Genomic DNA, 17,952 nt, shown 5'->3' on the forward strand with positions numbered 1-17,952 from the left:
GGGAGGGACCTCCGGATGACCGACCACGCCCTGCGCCGCCGCCTGGTGGCGGCCCTGCTCAGCACCGGCCTCGCCGCCGGCTTCGTGCTCCCCCTCGCCGGCGATGCCGCCGGTACGCCGGCCGACGGCGCCGCACGGCACGCGGCATCGGCCGAGCGGTCCGGCGCGGCCGCACCGGTCGCGCAGAAGCCGAAGAAGTGCAAGAAGGCCGCGAAGCACAAGAAGCACAAGAAGTGCCGCAAGGCGAAGAAGGGCGCGGCGGCGGTCCCCCTGCCGACCGCGGTCCCGCCGGCGAGCGGACCCGGCACCACGACGGCACCCGCCCCGGCGGTGGTCGCGCCGTGGACCCCGCGTCCGGCCGACTACAGCGCCACCGTCGCGACCCGGGACATCCCCATCGTGATGGACGACGGCGTCGTCCTCCGCGGTGACCTCCAGCGCCCGGCCGGTGCCGACGGCGAGCCGGTCGCCACCCCGCTCCCGGTCATCGTCACCATCACCGCCTACAACAAGACGGTCCTCTCCGCCGGCGCGGGCGCGGTCCTCTCCGGGGCCGACCCGGCGTACCTCGTCAAGCGCGGCTACGCCCAGCTCACCGTCGACGCGCGGGGCACCGGCGGCTCCCAGGGCCAGTGGGGCGCGTTCAGCGCCCGGGAGGGCAAGGACGCCGGCGCGATCGTCGAGTGGGCGTCCGCCCAGCCGTGGAGCAACGGCAAGGTCGGCATGACCGGCGCGTCGTACATGGGCATCTCCCAGCTGTTCGCCGCGGCCCAGCAGCCCAAGGGGCTCAAGGCGATCTTCCCGCAGGTCCCGGCGGCCGACGTCTACCGCGACGTCGTCGCGTCCGGCGGGCAGATCGACGTCGGCTTCATCCCGCTGTGGCTCGGGTTGGTCACCGCGACCGGCGTGGTCCCGCCGGCCTACGGACTGCAGGAGCCGCAGGCCGGGATCGCGATGGTCCTCGACCATCTGATGGGCGGGCTCACCTTCACCCTGCCGCTCGCCACCCAGGCGCTGCTGGGCGGCGACCCGGCGTACGACGGCCCGTTCTACCGCGAGCGATCGCCGATCGACGTCCTCGACAAGGTCACCGTCCCGACCTTCCTCGTCGGTGGCGAGTTCGACCTCTTCCAGCGCGGCACCCCGCTCGTCTTCGAGCGGCTCCAGCAGCGCGGCGTGCCGACGAAGCTGATCCTCGGCCCGTGGGACCACCTCCAGGGCTCGGCCGGCGCCGAGGTCGGGAAGGCGGGCTACGGCTCGCTCGCCGAGCTGCAGCTGCGCTGGTTCGACCAGTACATCCGCGGGATCGACGGCCAGCTCGACCGGATCGCGCCGCTCACCTACTACGAGCAGGGGTCCGGCGCGTGGGTGCGGAAGGCGAAGTGGATCGACGACGACCTCGCCGCGCGCAGCTACCGGCTCTCGGGCTCCGCCGCGGTCGGCGGGAAGGCCGGCGCCCTGACCACCGGTACGCCGGAGGCGGGCTCGGCCGTCGTACCGCCGCTGCCGGTGACGGGACTGTGCACCCGCTCGGCCAACCAGTGGACCGCGGGCCTGCCGAACGCGCTGCTCCCGGACCTGCCGTGCTTCGAGGACAACAAGCTCAACGACCTCGGCGGCGTCACCTTCGACACCGCGCCGCTGGATGCCGACGTGCGCTTCCAGGGCCCGCTCAACGCCCGGCTGCACGTCTCGACCCCGAGCGGTGACGGGATGCTGTCGGTGGCCGTCGAGGACGTCGCGCCGGACGGCACGGTCTCCCGGATCAGCGGGGGCTGGCAGACCATCGCGCACCGCGCGCTCGACGAGGAGCGCTCGCGCTATCTCGACGGGGAGCTGCTGCAGGCCTATCACCCGTTCACACGGGAGGCGAAGGCCACGCTGCCCGCCGGTCAGGTGGCGCCCGTCGACGTGGAGATCTTCCCGACCGGCGCGGTGATCGCGAAGGGCCACCGGCTGCGGATCGCGGTACAGGCCTTCGACGTCCCGCACCTGCTCTCGCCGGTCACCGACCTGCTCACGCAGCTGGTTCCGGTCACCGTCCACACCGGGCCGCAGTACCCGTCGGTGTTGACCATGGCGGTGCGCTGAGGCCGGGCTACAGCCCGCCGGGGCGGCGGGCCAGGGTGCTCGCGAGCGCCGTCGCGGCTGCGCGGACGGCGTTCTGGTGCGCCTCGGGCCGGAAGCGCCCGATCGGTCCGGTGACGCTGATCGCCGCGACCGCGGTCGCCCCGTCGGGCTGGAGCACGGGCGCGGCGACGCACAGCAGTCCCGGCGTCGACTCCTCGCGCTCGAAGGCCAGTCCGGCCTCGAGGGCCCGGTCCAGCTGCTGTTCGAGCAACCCGGGCGCGACGATCGTGTGCGGCGTACGCCGGGGGAGCGGGCCGGACAGGACGGCCGAGCGGACCGCGGGGTCGGCGTGCGCGAGCAGCACCTTGCCGAGGGCGGTGCAGTGCATCGGCATCCGGCCGCCGGCGCGTGAGGGGCTGCGCGCCTGCCGGTGCCCGCCGATCTTGGCGACGTAGACCACCTCGGTGCCGTCGCGGACGCCGAGGTGGACCGTCTCGTGGGTGCGCTCGTAGAGGTCCTGCAGGAAGGGCATCGCCACCTCCAGCAGGGTCCGCTCGGTCGCCGCGCGCATGCCGAGCTCGAACAGCCCGCCGGCGAGGCGGTAGCCGTGCTCGGTCTTCTCCAGGAGGCGGTGGTGGACCAGGTCGCCGGCGACGCGGTGCACGGTGCCCTTGGGGAGTCCGGTCCGGCGGACCAGCTCGGCGAGGGGGAGCAGCCGGTCGTCGGCCCCGAACGCGCGCAGCAGGGCGACGGCCTTGCCGAGAACGGTGTCCAGGCCCTGCTCGTCCGCCACCCCCACAGCGTACCGGTCAGTGGAACGCCGGGGTGGCTGCCTGCAGCCGGGACCCCGAGAGTGGGTGCATGACGGAATCCGCCGCTCTCGACTCTGCCGCCGATGCCGCGGTCGGTGCCGCCGCCGAGCGCCTCCACGCCGCACTGGTCGAGAACCGCCCCTGCGCCCCGGTCCGCGACCTCATCGGCGATCGCGACATCACCCTCGCCTACGCCGTGCAGCAGCAGCTCAACGCGCACCGGCTCGAGGCCGGGGCCGTCGTGGTCGGCCGCAAGATCGGCGCGACCTCGGTCGCCGTCCAGCAGCAGCTGGGCGTCGACACCCCGGACCTCGGTGTGCTCTTCGACGACATGGAGTACGACGCCTCCGCGCCCGTCGACATCAGCGGTCTGCTGCAGCCGAAGGTCGAGGGCGAGATCGCCTTCGTGCTCGGCGCCGACCTCGACCAGGGCGACCTCGATCTCGAGCAGGTCGCCGCCGCCGTCGCGTACGCCGTCGCCGCGATCGAGGTCTGTGACAGCCGGATCGCCGACTGGGACATCAGCTTCGCCGACACGGTCGCCGACAACGCCTCCGCGGGCGGCTACGTGCTCGGCACCGACCGACGTACCCTCGACGGCTCCGACGGCCGTGGCGCCTTCGTGCCGAAGGACGCGGCCATGACGATGACCGTCACCGGCCAGGACGACTCGGTCGGCACCGGCGCCGCCTCCCTCGGGGACCCGCTCATCGCCCTGCAGTGGCTGGCCCGCCAGGCCCGCGACCTCGGCGACCCGCTGCGCGCCGGCCAGGTGGTCCTCTCCGGTGCCCTCGGCCCGATGCGCCCGGCCGCGCCCGGCGCCGACGTCGAGCTCGCCATCGACGGACTCGGCTCCGTCGCCCTCAGCTTCAGCAAGAAGGAGTCCTGACCATGGCCAGCACCGGCAAGACGAAGGTGGCGATCATCGGGTCCGGCAACATCGGCACCGACCTGATGATCAAGATCCTGCAGACCGCACAGCACGTCGAGATGGGAGCGCTCGTCGGCATCGACCCCGACTCCGACGGCCTCGCGCGTGCCCGCGACCTCGGCGTCCCGACCACCCACGAGGGTGTCGAGGGCCTGATCGCGATGCCGGAGTTCGCCGACATCGACATCGTCTTCGACGCCACGTCGGCGAAGGCGCACCTCCACAACGACGCGCTGCTGCGCCCGCTCGGCAAGCGGCTGATCGACCTGACGCCCGCCGCCATCGGCCCGTTCGTGATCCCGGCCGTCAACATCGACGAGCACCTCGACGCGGCCAACCTCAACATGGTCACCTGCGGTGGGCAGGCCACGATCCCGATCGTCGCCGCGATCTCCCGCGTGGTCCCGGTGGAGTACGCCGAGATCGTCGCCTCGATCTCCTCGAAGTCCGCCGGCCCGGGCACCCGCGCCAACATCGACGAGTTCACCGAAACCACCTCCGGCGCGATCGCCGCGGTGGGCGGGGCGAAGCGTGGCAAGGCCGTGATCATCCTCAATCCGGCCGAGCCGCCGCTGATGATGCGCGACACCGTCTTCGCCCTCGTCCATGCGCCCGATCCCTCGTTGCACGACGAGATCCGGGCGAGCGTGGAGAAGATGGTCGCCGACGTGGCGGCGTACGTCCCCGGCTACCGCCTGGTCCAGAAGGTCCAGATCGCCGAGATCCCCGCCGACCAGCCGGTCGAGACGCTGCTGGTCGACGGCGCGGAGCGCCCGACCCACCAGGTGTCGGTGTTCCTCCAAGTCACCGGTGCCGGCCACTACCTCCCGGCGTACGCCGGCAACCTCGACATCATGACCTCGGCCGGCCTGCAGGTCGCCGAGCGGATCGCTGCGGCGAAGGAGAGTGCGTTGTGACCGAGAAGACCAAGATCTTCGTCCAGGACGTCACCCTGCGTGACGGCATGCACGCGATCCGGCACCGGATCTCGCCCGCCGACGTGAAGCGGATCGTGGTCGCTCTCGACGAGGCCGGCGTCGACGCGCTCGAGGTCGCCCACGGCGACGGCCTGGCCGGCGGCTCGGTCAACTACGGCCCGGGCTCGCACACCGACTGGGAGTGGCTCGAGGCCGCCGCGTCGGTGCTGAAGAACGCGCGCCTGACCACGCTGCTGCTGCCCGGCGTCGGCACCGTCCACGAGCTGAAGCGCGCCTACGACCTCGGCGTCCGCTCGGTGCGGATCGCGACCCACTGCACCGAGGCCGACGTCTCCGCGCAGCACATCGCGGCGGCCCGCGAGCTCGGCATGGACGTCTCCGGCTTCCTGATGCTCTCGCACATGGCTCCCCCGGAGGAGCTGGCCCGGCAGGCCAAGCTGATGGAGTCGTACGGCGCCCACTGCGTCTACGTCACCGACTCCGGCGGCCGGCTGACCATGGACGACGTCGCCGCCCGGATCCAGGCCTACCGCGCGGTCCTCGACGAGGGCACCGAGATCGGCATCCACGCCCACGAGAACCTCTCGCTCTCGGTCGCCAACTCGGTCGTCGCCGTCCAGAACGGCGTCTACCGCGTCGACGCCTCCCTCGCCGGCCACGGCGCCGGCGCGGGCAACTGCCCGATCGAGCCGTTCATCGCGGTCGCCGACCTGATGGGCTTCGAGCACCGCTGCGACGTCTTCAAGCTCCAGGACGCCGCCGACGACATCGTCCGCCCGCTCCAGGACCGCCCGGTCCGGGTCGACCGCGAGACGCTCACCCTCGGCTACGCCGGCGTCTACTCGTCGTTCCTGCGCCACGCCGAGCGCGCCGCCGAGCAGTACGACGTCGACGTCCGCGACATCCTCATGGAGTGCGGTCGCCGCCGTCTCGTCGGCGGCCAGGAGGACATGATCGTCGACATCGCGCTGACCATCGTCGCCGAGCGCGAGGCCGCTCTGGTCTGATCCGCCTCTCGCCGTCGTACCGGACAGAACGGTCGCGAATCCGCTGAATTCACGACCGTTTCGTCCGGTACGACGGGTGCGGGTCAGGAGCGCATCGAGACGCCCTCGCGCCAGTAGCCCATGAAGGCGACCTGGCGCCGGTCCAGCCCGAGGTCGTTGACGAGCTTGCGCCGCAGGCCGGTCACGACCTTGGACTCGCCGGCGATCCACGCGTAGAGCCCGGCGTACGGCGCGTCGCCGGTCGGGACCGCCGTCTCCGCGGCGACCTCCTCGCCGGAGGAGGAGTGGACGGGGGTCTCCCACAGGTCCGGGTCGATCTCCTCGTCGGACACCACGATCGCCTCGACGGGGGCGGTGCCGGTCAGGTGCGCCAGGACGGCCGTGTGCAGCTCCTCGCCGCGGGCGCCGCCGTCGCGGGGCAGCCAGGTCACGCTCACGCCCGCCGGCGCGACGAGCTCCTGGATGTCGGCAGCGACCGGCACCTCGACGTACGCCGCGCCGGTCGCGTCGGCCGGCAGGTCGCGCAGCACCCCGCGGATGGCGGGGACGGCGGTCTCGTCGCCGACGAGCAGCAGACGGCTCGCGTCGCCGGGCGACCACTCGATGCCGCCGAACTCGTGGCCCTTCCGTGGGGCCATCGCCACCAGCCGCTGCCCCGGCGCCGCCTGGAGTGCCCAGCGGTTGCCGGCGCCGTCCAGCAGATCGGCGTCCCCGTGGCCGTCGGCGTCGTGCACCACGATGTCGACGACCAGGCGGGTGTCCGCGCCATCGCCGAGGACGTCGCGGATCGTGTAGGTCCGCATCGACCCGCGCTCGTGCTCGGGGATCTCCATCCAGGTGGTCCACCACGACTCGTCCGCGTCCGCGAACGACGGCAGCGTGCCGGCGGCGTTGGGGAAGATCAGCTTGATCCGCTGGTCGTAGACCGGTCCGTCCGGACCGAGCTCCGCGAGCGCGTCGCCGCCGAGCGCGACCCGCACGAACGAGGGGGAGACCCGTTCCACCTCGAGCACCTCGACCTCGGTGAGGAGCATGGGCAGGGTGGCGACGTACTCGTTCTGCTCGACGGTCATGAGGTCAGGCTAACCTAACCCCGCAGACGTTCTCAGATCGTGGTGCGGTGGAAGTTCTGGAACGACCGCGACGGCGTGGGGCCGCGCTGACCCTGGTAGCGCGAGCCGTACCTCTCCGAGCCGTACGGGTGCTCGCTCGGCGAGGACAGCCGGAAGAAGCAGAACTGACCGATCTTCATCCCCGGGTAGAGCTTGATCGGCAGCGTCGCGACGTTCGCCAGCTCGAGCGTCACGTGCCCCGAGAAGCCGGGGTCCACGAAGCCGGCGGTCGCGTGGGTCAGCAGGCCGAGCCGGCCGAGCGAGGACTTGCCCTCGACCCGGGCGGCGATGTCGTCGGGCAGCGTCACGACCTCGTACGTCGAGCCGAGCACGAACTCCCCGGGGTGCAGGATGAACGGCTCGTCGCCCTCCGGCTCCACCACGCGGGTGAGGTCGGACTGGTCGGCCGCCGGGTCGATCGAGGGGTACTTGTGGTTGTCGAAGACCCGGAAGAACCGGTCCAGGCGGAAGTCCACCGACGACGGCTGCATCAGCCCGGGGTCGTACGGTTCCAGGCCGATCCGGCCGGCGTCGATCTCGGCGGTGATGTCGCGGTCGCTGAGCAGCACGCCCCGCACCCTACCGGCCGGTGCCGGTTGCGCGTGGCGCCGATCACGGGCGCAGAATGCTGGGATGACGTTCAGCAGGTACGTCGCCCTGGGCGACTCGTTCACCGAAGGGGTCGGTGACCCCGACCCGGCGCGTCCCAACGGCCTGCGGGGATGGGCCGACCGGACGGCGGAGGCCCTCGCCGCGCACGCGAGCGCGGAGGGTGTCGACTTCGGCTACGCCAACCTCGCCATCCGCGGCCGCAAGCTGCCCGCGATCATCGCCGAGCAGGTCGACGCGGCCCTCGCGCTCGGCCCGGACCTGGTCAGCATCCACGGTGGCGGCAACGACGTGCTGCGTCCCAAGGTCGACATCGACGCCCTCGCGGCGTCGTACGACGAGGCGATCGGCCGGCTCGCGGCCGGCGGTGCCCATGTCGTGCTGTTCACCATCGCCGACCCCGGCCTCAACGGGGTGATCAAGGTGATTCGCGGCCGGACCGCGATCTTCAACGAGTGGGTCCGCGAGATCGCGGAGCGGCACGGCGCCACCCTGGTCGACATGTGGCGGATGCGCGGCTGGAAGGTCGCCGAGGTGATGGACGAGGACCGGCTGCACCTCAACGCCGTCGGCCACCAGGCGATCGCGATCGCCGCCCTGGACGCGCTCGGCGTCGACCACGGCCTGCAGCCACTCGATCCGGTCCGGGCACCGGTCCTGACCGCACGCGAGCAGCGTGCGGCCGACCTCGCGTGGGCGCGCACCCACCTGGCGCCCTGGGTGCAGCGCCGGGTCACCGGTCGCTCGTCGGGCGACGGGGTGGCACCGAAGCGACCCACCTTCGCGCCCATCGGGTAGCATCCTCCACGCTCCGGTTCGCCGGGGTCTGCGGATGTAGCTCAGTTGGTAGAGCGTCAGCTTCCCAAGCTGAATGTCGCGAGTTCGAACCTCGTCATCCGCTCGGATTGAATGGCGTGAGCGTGTCGCCGCTGATCGGCGCCTCACCGTCCTCGGGCGGAGCCCTCGCTCCGGTCGCTCGTTCCTCGCTCTCTGCGCTCGCACTCCGCCCGAGCCCGGTCATGGCGCCGGCGGCGACACGCTGCCACGCCGCGGTCGGGTTGGGCGCGTCCCGGCTTGGCATGGCGGCAAGACGGCAACTCGCTTGCCACCCACGGTCGGGGCGGGTCCCTCCTGACTTGGCATGGCGGCGAGACGGCGCCTGCGCGACGCCACGCTGCCGGGCAGGCGATCGGGTTGAATGGGGCCATGGCACACGCGGAGCCACCGCCCTTCACCTTCGAGCCCCGGCGCCGCCGGCCGCTCGGGCTCCTCACCGCGCTGTGCCTGCTCCTGATCGGCGGTGTGTACGCCGGCTACGGCATCGGTTGCACGGTGATCGACGCGTACGAGGACGCGCCGCCGTCGTACGTCGCGGGGGACTCGGTCGGCCTCGTCACGGTCGGCGGGATGCTGGCCGCCGTCGTCGGTTGGCTGACGTGGTCGCTCCTCGTCGACCGCCACCCGCGCGCCCTCGGCCAGCTCCACGCCCCGGGCGTCCTGCTCCCGGCGGTCGCGGCCGGACTGCTGCTCGCGGCGGCCGAGCTGGACGTCGCCGGCTGGTACGTCGGTGCCGCCGTCATCGCAGCCGCGGTCGGCGTCGGCCTCTTGCTGTCGGCCGTCGCAGCCGCGGCGGCCCGTCGGCGACGTTGGCGCCTCGAGCTCGACCTGATCGCCTGCGGCACTCCGGTGTCGGCGACCGTCGTGGAGCCCGGTCTCGACCCCTACGACTTCGAGGAGGCCTCCAACGTGATCACCACGGCCGCCTTCCGCTTCACCGGGGCCGACGGCACCGTCTACCGCGTCCACCGCCGCGTCGTGATCCCCAGCAGCGCCCCGCTCGTCGAGGGGCAGCGGACGACGATCTGGTACGACCCCGACCGCCCCACCGACGACCGGCGGATCGTGGTCGGCATCCAGCACGCGTTGCGCTGGAACGTGCCGGTCCCGCGGGTGTCGACCGACCGGCCCGCCGTACCCTCCTGACGTGGACTTCACCGGTTTCCCCGTCGCGGCGCTCGACTTCTACGACGATCTCGAGGTCGACAACACCAAGTCGTTCTGGGAGGCGCACAAGGCCGTCTACACCGAGAGCGTCAAGGCGCCGATGGTGGCGCTGACCGACGCGCTCGGCCAGGAGTTCGGCGCGGCCAAGGTGTTCCGGCCCTACCGCGACGTGCGCTTCGCGAAGGACAAGACGCCCTACAAGACCCACCAGGGTGCGTTCGTCGGCGTCGGCCCGGCGACCGGGTGGTACGTCGAGGTGGCGGCGCCCGGCGTCCGGGTGGGCGGCGGGATCTACGAGGCGTCCGGTGCCCGCCTCGCCCGGCTGCGCGAGGCGATGGCCGAGGAGAAGACAGGCAAGGTGCTGCAGCGGATCCTGCGCGACCTGGAGCGCGGCGGCTTCGAGGTGGCCGGCGAGCGGCTCAAGACTGCGCCCCGGGGCTACGAGAAGGACCACCCGCGCATCGAGCTGCTCAAGATGAGGACCGTGCTCGGTATGCGGTCCTACGGCTTCGAGCCGTTCGTGCACACCGCCGAGCTGCTCGACCGGGTCCGCGACGACTGGCGCCGGCTGCGCCCGCTCGTCACCTGGGTCGCCGACGCGATCACCGAGTAGTCGGAGCAGTCGGAGTAGTCCGATCTGTTGCTCATCCTCCTGGAACGGGCGGCTCACCCAGCACACCGCTCGACCAGGTCAGGTCAGACGTTGCCCTGTGACCAGTCCGTCCAAGCAGCCGTGCTGGCCGGCACCTCGATGTCGGCGACCCGAGTAGAGCGCCCGACCAGTGCGGCCTCATCCACCTCGATGCCCAGGCCCGGCCCCGTCGGCACCACGAACGCACCGCTGTCCAGGTGCTCGAGGGTGAAGGGGTTCGAGTCGAGGATCTCGTGCCACGGCTCCGCCATCGAGTAGGGGAACTCCACCAGGCGGAGCGTCTTGAGGGCACTGGAGGCGTGCAGGTTCGCCGCGAAGGCGACCGGGCCGGCGGCCGAGTGCGGCATGACCGGCACACTGGCCAGTTCGGCGAGCTCCCCGATCCGCACCATCTCCAGCAGCCCTCCCGAAGTGGCCGGGTCCGGCTGGAGGACGTCGGCACGCCCGTCCCTGATCGCGCGGTCGTACTCCCCCGACATGCCGAAGTGCTCGCCGTACCCGATCGCCACCGCCGACTGATCCACCAGCCGTTGCACGCCCAGGTGCCGCTCCTGGGGGATGGGCTCCTCGAACATCGAGACCCCCAGGTCGGCTAGGGCCCGGCTGACGCGCAGGGCCGTGTCCAGGCTGTAGTGCTCGGTGCCGTCCACGAAGATGTCGACCGTCGGCCCCAGTCGATCGCGCACCTGAGCCAGGGTGGCCAGGTCCGTACGCCAGTCCAGTCCCAGCCGGAGCTTCACCGCCCCCACCCCGCGCGCCAGCCAGGGCTCGAGGTTGTGCACGTGCCAGTCGGCGTCGCCCTGGAAGAGGAAGTGGCTGGAGGCGTAGACCCCGAGACGCTCCCGGTGGCCGCCCAGCATGCTGCGCACGCTGAGCCCGTCCCGGCGACCCACCGCGTCCCACAGGGCCATCTCGACCGCGCTCACGGCGTGGCCGACCGGGCCGGCGAGTCCGGGGCGGCGCCGCAGCTCCGACTTCAGTAGACCGGCGACCTGGGGCACCGAGACCATGCCCGGTCGACCCAGCAGCGGCGCCAGCACCTCCTGCACGATCGTGCGCAGCAGGCCGGGATGGGCGAACCCGTATCCATCGCTCGCCTCGCCGAATCCCGTCACCCCCTGGTCGAGTCGCACCCGCACCATGGCGTGTGGCAACCCATCGAACTCGAACTCGTACACACGCAGGTCCTCGACCCTGAACACAGGCAACGACATCTCCCCTCCTCCACTCCGGACCGTGACGAACTCCCCAGCTACCCGCGGCCGGGGTACAGCGGGCGCGGGCGGGGCCGGCCCGAGCCAGCCCCGACCCCACCGGTCAGAACGAGTTCCTGCGGGACAGGATCTTGTGCACCAACGGCTCGAAGTGCTCCAGCGGGGCACTCACGTAGTCCGGGTCGAACGCGGCCTGGTCGTACTTGAAGCAGAACTCCTCGGTGTACTCGAAGTACTCGGAGCCGCGGAACTTCTCCCGGGTGTTGCGGTCCCACCCCAGGTGGTGCCAGAAGTAGTACCCCTGGAAGACGTCATGGTTGGCGACCATCCAGTGGTTCGCCTCGGAGACGAACGGCTTCAGTACCGCCGCGGCGATGTCGGGGTGGTTGGCCGGAGCCATCACGTCCCCGATGTCGTGCAGCAACGCGCAGAGGATGTACTCCTCGTCCCGACCATCTGCCTCGGCGCGGGTGGCCGTCTGCAGGGAGTGTTCGAGCCGAGTGATCGGGAACTCACCCTTGGCGTCCCCCAGAGTCCGCAACATCTGCAGGGCGTGCTCGGGCACCTTGCTCTGTTCGGTCGCCCAGCCCGGCGTGATGAGGTCCCAGTCCTCCTTCGTGGACTCGATCATGCTGGTGAACTTGACTCCGGAACTCACAACGAACACCTTCTTCTTTCACTCATCTGTGGACTCTTGAACGTCACTGCCGGCCGCCCGTCCGCGCGGGCCCCGGGCCGGCTCCGGCACTACTTGGGGGCGCGGCCGTGGTTGTCCCACCACAGGATCCGACGGCGCAGCAGCGTCAACGCGGCGACGAAGAGCAGACCCAGCACGCAGAACATCGAGATTCCGGCCCAGGTCACCTCGAGGTTCGCCTGGGATGCGGCGATGGAGACCATGGCTCCCAACCCGGCCGCCTCTCCGGCAGCCACGAACTCGGCGACCGCGGCCCCGATGATGGCGAAGGGGATGGCGATCCTCAGCCCGGCGAAGAAGTAGGGCATGCTCCCCGGGAACCGCAGCCTCCAGAAGATCTCCCACCTGCTCGCGTCGACCACCCGGAGCACGTCCAGCGTGCCCGGGTCCACCGCCCTGAGCCCGGCCAGCGAGTTGATCAGGATCGGGAAGATCGCGACGATGATGGTGACGATGTACTTGGGCAGCATCCCGAATCCGAAGGCCACCACCAGGGCCGGAGCGATCGCGATGACCGGCGTCACCATGATGACCATCACGACCGGCATGAGTGCGCGTTCCAGAATCTTGAACTCGCACATCAGCACGGCCAACAGATAGCCCAGGACGATGGCAGCGCCGCCTCCCACAGCCACCTCTTTCAGGGTGACCACGAGATTGTTCCAATAGGCGCTGGGGTCGTTTGCGATGCTCCCGGCAATGTCTCCCAGGGGCGGGATGACGAAGGGTTTCGAGTGGGCCACATATTCCCATGAGCTCCCCAGCAGGACGAAGGTGACCAGGGGTGGGACCCAGAGGCCGAAACGCCAGCGCGCCCGGGCAGAACCCTGGGGAACCGCACTCTTCACGGTCTTTCCGGCGGCGTTCTCGGTACTTGGTCGACGCGTTTGCTCCAGCTCCATGGTCATGCTGGATGCCTTCTCAGTCCTGGGCATTCTTCATCACCCTCCTCAGCCCCTCCCGGATTCGGATCTCGTACTCACGGAACTGCGGACTCAGGAACACCGATTCGTCCCGGGGCCGGGGCAGGTCGATCTCGGTGATCTCGGCGATTCGTCCCGGTCGAGCCGCCATCAGCACCACCCGATCCGAAAGCAGGATCGCCTCGGGAACCGAGTGCGTGATGAACATGACCGAACGCCGGTTGGACTGCCAGAAGTCCAGGAGCCCCAGCCGTTGCTGGTCTCGCGTGATCTCGTCCAGGGCCGAGAACGGCTCGTCCATGAGCAGGACGGGCGGGTCGAACACGAAGGCGCGTGCGATCGCGACGCGCTGCTGCATGCCACCGGACAGCTGCCGCGGGTACTTGCGCAGGTCCTTGCCCAAGCCGAAGGAGGTGAGCAGCTCGTCGACGTCCAACAGGTTGCGGCCCGCGTTGGCAGCGGTGTTCACCTGAGTGGGCAGCAGGACGTTGTCGCGTACCGAGCGCCAGGGCAGCAGGGCCGGGGTCTGCGGCACGAGTCCCATCGCCTTGTGGCGGATCGCCTGGGGAACCGCCTCGCCGTTGATCGCGACCGAGCCCTCGTCGGCATCCAGGAGGCCGGCAATGATGCGCAGCAGGGTGGACTTGCCGCAGCCGCTGGGACCGATCACCGAGACGAACTCGCCCGGGGCGATGCGCAGATCGACGTCATCGAGAACCGTGACCGGTTGGCCCCGGACGCCGAACCTCTTGGTGACTCCTCGTGCCGTGACCTCGGCACCCGCGGTGGTCAGCGCCGCGTTCATTCGCCGGGCCAGATCAGCATGTTGTTGGCGTCGTACAGGTCCGTGACCAGGTCGAAGTCGACCACAGTGTCGAGATCCGGGATCTCCTTCACTTCGCTGAACTCCCGGGTCAGCGCAGCGGCTGCCTCCCACTCCTCACGGGTGTGGGCACCCAGCGGCTTGACCGTGCTGTCCCGGATCCACTGCGACTCCACGGCCCAGGTCCGCCTCTGCTGGTCCAACGGGAACGAGTCGCCCTGGTTGTCCTCGGCGGCCAGTTCGGTCACGTGCTCCACGCACTTGTCCTCGTTGTCCAGGCAGTACTGGAGCGCCTTCAGCGTGGCCCGCATGAAGTCGGCGGCGGTCTCCCGGTGCTCCTCCAGGAAGGTCGAGTTCACCTCCATCACGCTGTAGGTGCTCTCGACGCCTGCATCGGCCGGCAGGAACTCGCTGAACTCGATGCCCTGGTCCTTGAGGCTGGCGCACTGACTCGACGCGTAGGCGATCTCGGCGTCGATCGTGCCGCGGGTGACGATGGTCGGGTCGTAGTTGGTGATCTTGGTGAACTTCACCTTGTCCAGGTCGACGCCGGCCTTGGCGAGCTGTGCTCGGGCGACCGGGGCGACCTGAGTGAAGTAGCCGAGCCGCTTGCCCTCCAGGTCCTTGAGGGTCTTGATGTTCTTGTTGGCCAGGATGCAGTGGGGGTCGGTGGTGCCGTAGGTCGCGACTGCGGTGATGTTGTCGGCGTTGACCACGGTGTCCAGGACACTGGGCGCCGACCCCACGGAGGTGAACTGGGCCTTGTTGGCGTTGACCAGTTGCTGGCCCGACGCACCGGCGGTGTTCATCTCGACGTTGAGGCACAGGGCGTCGTAGTAGCCCAGGTCTCGCGCCATGAAGACGTCCATGATCGAGCCGCTGGCGGCGTAGCTGTAGGATGAGATGTAGGTGATCTTCCCTGCATCCTTGTTCCGCTGACATGCCGCGTCGTCGGGGGCGTAGCCCGCGGTGTCGGTAGCGCCTTCCACCGGTTGACGGGCCGACTTGTCGGCAGCGTTCGAGCCCGAGCCACACGCACTTATCGTCAATCCGAGAACAATGGTCAATCCGCTGAGCGCAAGCTTTGAAATGGTCTTCATAGTTCCTCACTTGTAGGCAGCGATTGGATTTGTTGGGTCGCAAAAAAGGATCGCGCCCGGAATCAGAGGGTCACGAATTGACGTCGCGGGAACGACGTCGAATCAGAGACGGGGTGTCGCGGTTTCAGTAACGGCCGACGAGCGTCTTGGTACTGAGTGGCGAGTGCGACCCATAGGGGATGAGTCGCAGCAGATGATGATGTATTCGGATCGACTCCTTTCTGACGTAGCGTCCGTCACGCGCGATTGATGGCGTGCATCCGAACGATTGGATACGTCAGCAGAAGGTCGGCCATCCGGGGCACTCGGCATCACCGGGACCGTCGATCTACATCTCGACCGCTTGAAGAACATGATTCACGTCAAGCGATACGCCATGTTGGCATGCGGGATAAGCTGGTGTCAACGATTTCCGTTGCCCTGACGTCCGCTTCGCGAAGGACAAGACGCCGTACAAGACGCACCCCGGCGCGTTCGTGGGCGTCGGACCGCCGACCGGCCGGTACGTCGAGGTGGCGGTGCCCGGCGTCCGCGTCGGGGGCGGGATCTACGCGGCCTCGGGTGCGCACCTGGCCCGGCTGCGCGAGGACTGGCGGTGCCGGCGTCCGCTCGTCACCTGGGTCGCCGACGCGATCGCGGAGTGAGGGGCCCTCAGCCGCGCACTCGGCGCAGGAAGGCCGCCAGGTTGTCGGTCAGCCGCCCGACCTGCTGCTCGACGGTCAACGACTCCGGCAGCCGGCCCTGGTCGCTGACCTTCTTGCCCCGCACGTACAGCGAGCACTGCAGGTCGGCGCACATGTAGGTGCCCACCGAGTCGCCGTTCTGCCCGGCCTTCCCGGCCCGCGGCGCGACCATCAGCACCACTCCGCCGGAGCCGTGCGGGGTCAGGCACAGGGTGCAGAGATTCTTGCGCGGCGTGCCGGCGCTCCCGTCGGTCGCGCGGAGCACGATGCCGTACGGCGTCCCGTCGACCTCCGCGACGACGTACCCCCGCACCCGCGACTGCGGGTCGCGCCAGCCGAGGAAGTCGAGCTGCTCCCAGGGCAGCTCGCTCAGCGAGCGCGGGACGTTGAGCCGCTTCGCCTCGCCCTTCGAGCAGTTCACGAAGGAGGCGCGGATCTGTTGCTCGGTGAGGGGCTCCACGTCGATCCACCTTACGAACCGGCGCCACCCATTTACCGCCCGGCGGCTCAGGCGGAGGTGAAGCTCGCCATCGTCCGGTCCGGCTCCCAGAACGCCTTCATCGACTTCACCCGGCCGTCGTCGTCGACGACGTAGACCATGATCAGGTCGGTCGTGGTGTGCGAGCCGTCCGGGAAGGACGTCTTGATCCGGCCGATGTTGGCGCAGGTGTTGCCGCCCGGATTGGCGAACGAGTCGTTGATCTGGAACTCGAAGGTCGCGATCGGCGCGATCGCCTTCTCCCAGAACGCCGAGATGCCGGCGTGGCCGTGGTGCCCGGTGCCCTCGGGGTCGAACATCGACGGACCGACCGGGTCCTCGAGCACGGCGTCCTCGGCGTACACGGTCAGCCACTCGGCCAGGTCGCCCTTCGCGACGGCGGAGTAGGAGCGCTGGGACGCCGCGCGAGCCGGGTGTGGGTCGTCGGGGGCGTTCCAGACGATCGCGTCGGAGGTGATCATGCGGCCATCGTAGGGCGAATCTAGAACGTGTTCTACCCCTTCTCCCTTCCCGGCTTCCTGACCGCCTTCCTGACGGCTGCGCGTCGCCGGCCGTTCACGGACCGCTCATCGTGGCCTGCCACGGTGCGAGCATGGCGAAGAAGCAGAAGGCCTGGATCCACGTGGGCATGCCCGGCGCGGGCGATGTCGTCGAGTCCGCCCTCGCCCACCATCACGCCGCGCTCGTCGAGCTCGGCGTCGCCTCCGTCGCCCGGTCGACCGCGGAGAGCTTCCGGGCCGCGGTCGAGATGACCCGCTCCCACAAGGACTGGGGCCTCAAGCGCGCCGACGTCGAGGGCCAGTGGGCGCGCCTGGTCCGCCGGGCCCGCAAGGGTCGCTGTGACCTGGTCTTCAGCCAGTCGCTGCTGGCGGCGGCCACCCCCGACCAGGTCGCGCTCCTCGTGGACGCCCTGGCGGACCACCAGGTCCACGTCGTGCTCACCACGGGCCACGACGACGAGGCCCCGGTGATCGCGCGATGGCATGGCGCCTGCCGCAAGCCGGAGCGCCTGCACGTCATCGAGACCGACGGCCTCGAGCCCGGCCAGGTCTGGTCGGCGTTCGGTCGCACCGTCGGCTTCGGTACGGCGTCCCTGCGGCTCGATGGTGTCCCGCGCGCGACGGCCACGCTGCAGACGCTCCCCGAGGCGCTGCGCGAGGTCGAGCGGCTCGCCCGGCGCAACGCCTCGCTCGAGGTCCGGCTCGAGGAGCTGGACCGCAAGCGCCGCAAGCTCAAGCGGCGGCTGAACAGCGCGGCCTGAGCGGTTCAACTACCGAATGTGTCGCCAGGGCGCGCGTCTCGCGACAGATCTGGTAGGTGAACTGCCGTGGGGGAGTCGTCAGTGCGGAGCCCAGGCGTCGTCGTCGGCGGTCCGCGAGGTCACGGTGTCGGGGAGCTCGCCGTCGGCGAGCTGCTGGATCGAGACGTCCTCGAACACCTCGCGCAGGGCCCGGCGGGCGGCGATCCAGACGTGCTGGAGGACCTCGGCGGCGGCGTTGTAGTTGACCGCCTCGGGGCGCAGCCCGTAGACGGAGACGAGCGGGCCGTCGACGGCGCGGATCACGTCGGCGACCGAGACCGTCGTGGCCTCGCGGGCCATCCGCCAGCCGCCGGACTGGCCGCGCTGGGACATCACGATGCCCGCGCGGCGCAGGTCGGCGAGGATCGCCTGGAGGAAGCCGTGGGGGATGTCCTGGAGCCGGCCCAGCTCCTCGGCGCTCACCGCCCGACCGTCGGACCGGCTCGCCATGGCGATCAGGGCCCGCAGTGCGTAGTCGGACTTGGCGGAGACGCGCATGGGGACAGTCTGTCAGATTGCTCGATCGACTCAGTCGACCTAGGTGGGGTTCGCGGGCCCCGTGTCCTGGACCGCTGGGC

General features: G+C 70.3%; 19 protein-coding genes, 1 tRNA gene and 1 pseudogene. 10 read left to right on the top strand and 11 right to left on the bottom strand.

Annotation, left to right across the window (positions count from 1 at the left end; all coding sequences use genetic code 11):
- Positions 1-15: 15 nt before the first annotated feature.
- The gene (locus RB608_RS05645) at positions 16-2,091 is read left to right on the top strand and encodes a CocE/NonD family hydrolase (protein ID WP_308086835.1); all 2,076 of its coding nucleotides are present in this window, start codon (positions 16-18) and stop codon (positions 2,089-2,091) included.
- A gap of 7 nt (positions 2,092-2,098) precedes the next feature.
- Here RB608_RS05645 and RB608_RS05650 read toward each other — a convergent pair whose 3' ends face one another.
- Positions 2,099-2,863: an IclR family transcriptional regulator gene (locus RB608_RS05650; protein ID WP_308086836.1), complete on the bottom strand. Its 765-nt coding sequence runs from the start codon at positions 2,861-2,863 to the stop codon at positions 2,099-2,101.
- Positions 2,864-2,931: 68 nt separating this feature from the next.
- Between RB608_RS05650 and RB608_RS05655 the strand changes: the two genes are divergently transcribed.
- The 3 genes from RB608_RS05655 to dmpG are packed head-to-tail and all read left to right on the top strand — an operon-like array spanning position 2,932 to position 5,758.
- A complete protein-coding gene (locus tag RB608_RS05655; protein ID WP_308086837.1) occupies positions 2,932-3,771 on the top strand; it encodes a fumarylacetoacetate hydrolase family protein in 840 nt (279 codons plus the stop codon).
- Between the two features lie 2 nt (positions 3,772-3,773).
- On the top strand, positions 3,774-4,730 hold the full coding sequence (locus RB608_RS05660) for an acetaldehyde dehydrogenase (acetylating) (protein ID WP_308086838.1): 957 nt from the start codon (positions 3,774-3,776) through the stop codon (positions 4,728-4,730).
- Complete coding sequence (gene dmpG, locus RB608_RS05665) at positions 4,727-5,758, top strand: 4-hydroxy-2-oxovalerate aldolase (RefSeq protein WP_282402689.1); 1,032 nt, start codon at positions 4,727-4,729, stop codon at positions 5,756-5,758. Before RB608_RS05660 ends, dmpG begins: the two co-directional genes overlap by 4 nt.
- A gap of 83 nt (positions 5,759-5,841) precedes the next feature.
- On the opposite strand, the gene RB608_RS05670 is transcribed toward dmpG, so the two are convergent.
- Together RB608_RS05670 and dcd are read right to left on the bottom strand one after the other, a co-directional pair.
- The gene (locus tag RB608_RS05670; protein ID WP_308086839.1) at positions 5,842-6,831 is read right to left on the bottom strand and encodes a siderophore-interacting protein; all 990 of its coding nucleotides are present in this window, start codon (positions 6,829-6,831) and stop codon (positions 5,842-5,844) included.
- A 32-nt stretch (positions 6,832-6,863) separates the two neighbouring features.
- Entirely contained in the window at positions 6,864-7,439 is a 576-nt protein-coding gene (dcd, locus tag RB608_RS05675; RefSeq protein WP_308086840.1) for a dCTP deaminase, read from the bottom strand.
- 64 nt (positions 7,440-7,503) lie between these two features.
- Between dcd and RB608_RS05680 the strand changes: the two genes are divergently transcribed.
- The 4 genes from RB608_RS05680 to RB608_RS05695 all read left to right on the top strand — a co-directional run bounded on the left by RB608_RS05680 (position 7,504) and on the right by RB608_RS05695 (position 10,096).
- Positions 7,504-8,277, top strand: coding sequence for an SGNH/GDSL hydrolase family protein (locus RB608_RS05680; RefSeq protein ID WP_308086841.1), 774 nt, complete (start codon positions 7,504-7,506; stop codon positions 8,275-8,277).
- 30 nt (positions 8,278-8,307) lie between these two features.
- Positions 8,308-8,380 (top strand) — tRNA-Gly (locus tag RB608_RS05685).
- 305 nt (positions 8,381-8,685) lie between these two features.
- Complete coding sequence (locus tag RB608_RS05690) at positions 8,686-9,462, top strand: DUF3592 domain-containing protein (protein WP_308086842.1); 777 nt, start codon at positions 8,686-8,688, stop codon at positions 9,460-9,462.
- Position 9,463: 1 nt separating this feature from the next.
- The gene (locus RB608_RS05695; protein ID WP_308086843.1) at positions 9,464-10,096 is read left to right on the top strand and encodes a DUF2461 domain-containing protein; all 633 of its coding nucleotides are present in this window, start codon (positions 9,464-9,466) and stop codon (positions 10,094-10,096) included.
- A gap of 83 nt (positions 10,097-10,179) precedes the next feature.
- Here the strand turns inward: RB608_RS05695 and RB608_RS05700 are convergent, their stop codons facing one another.
- The 5 genes from RB608_RS05700 to RB608_RS05720 all read right to left on the bottom strand — a co-directional run bounded on the left by RB608_RS05700 (position 10,180) and on the right by RB608_RS05720 (position 14,781).
- On the bottom strand, positions 10,180-11,349 hold the full coding sequence (locus RB608_RS05700; protein WP_308086844.1) for a mandelate racemase/muconate lactonizing enzyme family protein: 1,170 nt from the start codon (positions 11,347-11,349) through the stop codon (positions 10,180-10,182).
- Positions 11,350-11,452: 103 nt separating this feature from the next.
- Positions 11,453-12,007, bottom strand: coding sequence for an HD domain-containing protein (locus RB608_RS05705; RefSeq protein ID WP_308086845.1), 555 nt, complete (start codon positions 12,005-12,007; stop codon positions 11,453-11,455).
- 89 nt (positions 12,008-12,096) lie between these two features.
- Positions 12,097-12,954, bottom strand: a complete 858-nt coding sequence (locus RB608_RS05710; RefSeq protein ID WP_308086846.1) for an ABC transporter permease — start codon at positions 12,952-12,954, stop codon at positions 12,097-12,099.
- Positions 12,955-12,967: 13 nt separating this feature from the next.
- The gene (locus RB608_RS05715; protein WP_308086847.1) at positions 12,968-13,774 is read right to left on the bottom strand and encodes an ABC transporter ATP-binding protein; all 807 of its coding nucleotides are present in this window, start codon (positions 13,772-13,774) and stop codon (positions 12,968-12,970) included.
- Complete coding sequence (locus RB608_RS05720) at positions 13,771-14,781, bottom strand: ABC transporter substrate-binding protein (RefSeq protein WP_308086848.1); 1,011 nt, start codon at positions 14,779-14,781, stop codon at positions 13,771-13,773. Before RB608_RS05720 ends, RB608_RS05715 begins: the two co-directional genes overlap by 4 nt.
- Before the next feature lie 545 nt (positions 14,782-15,326).
- Here RB608_RS05720 and RB608_RS05725 point away from each other — a divergent pair.
- Positions 15,327-15,536, top strand: a pseudogene (locus RB608_RS05725) (DUF2461 family protein); the annotation flags it as partial.
- Between the two features lie 7 nt (positions 15,537-15,543).
- Here the strand turns inward: RB608_RS05725 and RB608_RS05730 are convergent.
- Together RB608_RS05730 and RB608_RS05735 are read right to left on the bottom strand one after the other, a co-directional pair.
- On the bottom strand, positions 15,544-16,035 hold the full coding sequence (locus RB608_RS05730) for an FBP domain-containing protein (RefSeq protein ID WP_308086849.1): 492 nt from the start codon (positions 16,033-16,035) through the stop codon (positions 15,544-15,546).
- A 47-nt stretch (positions 16,036-16,082) separates the two neighbouring features.
- The gene (locus RB608_RS05735; protein ID WP_308086850.1) at positions 16,083-16,535 is read right to left on the bottom strand and encodes a nuclear transport factor 2 family protein; all 453 of its coding nucleotides are present in this window, start codon (positions 16,533-16,535) and stop codon (positions 16,083-16,085) included.
- A 131-nt stretch (positions 16,536-16,666) separates the two neighbouring features.
- On the opposite strand from RB608_RS05735, the gene RB608_RS05740 reads away from it, so the two are divergent.
- Positions 16,667-17,335, top strand: a complete 669-nt coding sequence (locus tag RB608_RS05740; protein ID WP_308086851.1) for a hypothetical protein — start codon at positions 16,667-16,669, stop codon at positions 17,333-17,335.
- 78 nt (positions 17,336-17,413) lie between these two features.
- Here RB608_RS05740 and RB608_RS05745 read toward each other — a convergent pair whose 3' ends face one another.
- Positions 17,414-17,872 (bottom strand): Rrf2 family transcriptional regulator, encoded by a 459-nt coding sequence (locus RB608_RS05745; RefSeq protein ID WP_257427916.1) that lies wholly within the window; start codon positions 17,870-17,872, stop codon positions 17,414-17,416.
- Between the last annotated feature and the right edge of the window lie 80 nt (positions 17,873-17,952).

It is taken from the genome of Nocardioides sp. LHD-245 (assembly GCF_030929495.1).
GTDB lineage: Bacteria > Actinomycetota > Actinomycetes > Propionibacteriales > Nocardioidaceae > Nocardioides.

What these genes read in the sequence shown, in the direction of transcription:
- RB608_RS05645 (WP_308086835.1), top strand. Translation starts at nt 16, where the DNA reads ATGACCGACCACGCCCTGCGCCGCCGCCTGGTGGCGGCCCTGCTCAGC.
- RB608_RS05655 (WP_308086837.1), top strand. Translation starts at nt 2,932, where the DNA reads ATGACGGAATCCGCCGCTCTCGACTCTGCCGCCGATGCCGCGGTCGGT.
- RB608_RS05660 (WP_308086838.1), top strand. Translation starts at nt 3,774, where the DNA reads ATGGCCAGCACCGGCAAGACGAAGGTGGCGATCATCGGGTCCGGCAAC.
- RB608_RS05670 (WP_308086839.1), bottom strand. Translation starts at nt 6,831, where the DNA reads ATGACCGTCGAGCAGAACGAGTACGTCGCCACCCTGCCCATGCTCCTC.
- RB608_RS05680 (WP_308086841.1), top strand. Translation starts at nt 7,504, where the DNA reads ATGACGTTCAGCAGGTACGTCGCCCTGGGCGACTCGTTCACCGAAGGG.
- RB608_RS05690 (WP_308086842.1), top strand. Translation starts at nt 8,686, where the DNA reads ATGGCACACGCGGAGCCACCGCCCTTCACCTTCGAGCCCCGGCGCCGC.
- RB608_RS05700 (WP_308086844.1), bottom strand. Translation starts at nt 11,349, where the DNA reads ATGTCGTTGCCTGTGTTCAGGGTCGAGGACCTGCGTGTGTACGAGTTC.
- RB608_RS05710 (WP_308086846.1), bottom strand. Translation starts at nt 12,954, where the DNA reads ATGACCATGGAGCTGGAGCAAACGCGTCGACCAAGTACCGAGAACGCC.
- RB608_RS05715 (WP_308086847.1), bottom strand. Translation starts at nt 13,774, where the DNA reads ATGAACGCGGCGCTGACCACCGCGGGTGCCGAGGTCACGGCACGAGGA.
- RB608_RS05735 (WP_308086850.1), bottom strand. Translation starts at nt 16,535, where the DNA reads ATGATCACCTCCGACGCGATCGTCTGGAACGCCCCCGACGACCCACAC.
- RB608_RS05740 (WP_308086851.1), top strand. Translation starts at nt 16,667, where the DNA reads ATGGCGAAGAAGCAGAAGGCCTGGATCCACGTGGGCATGCCCGGCGCG.
- RB608_RS05745 (WP_257427916.1), bottom strand. Translation starts at nt 17,872, where the DNA reads ATGCGCGTCTCCGCCAAGTCCGACTACGCACTGCGGGCCCTGATCGCC.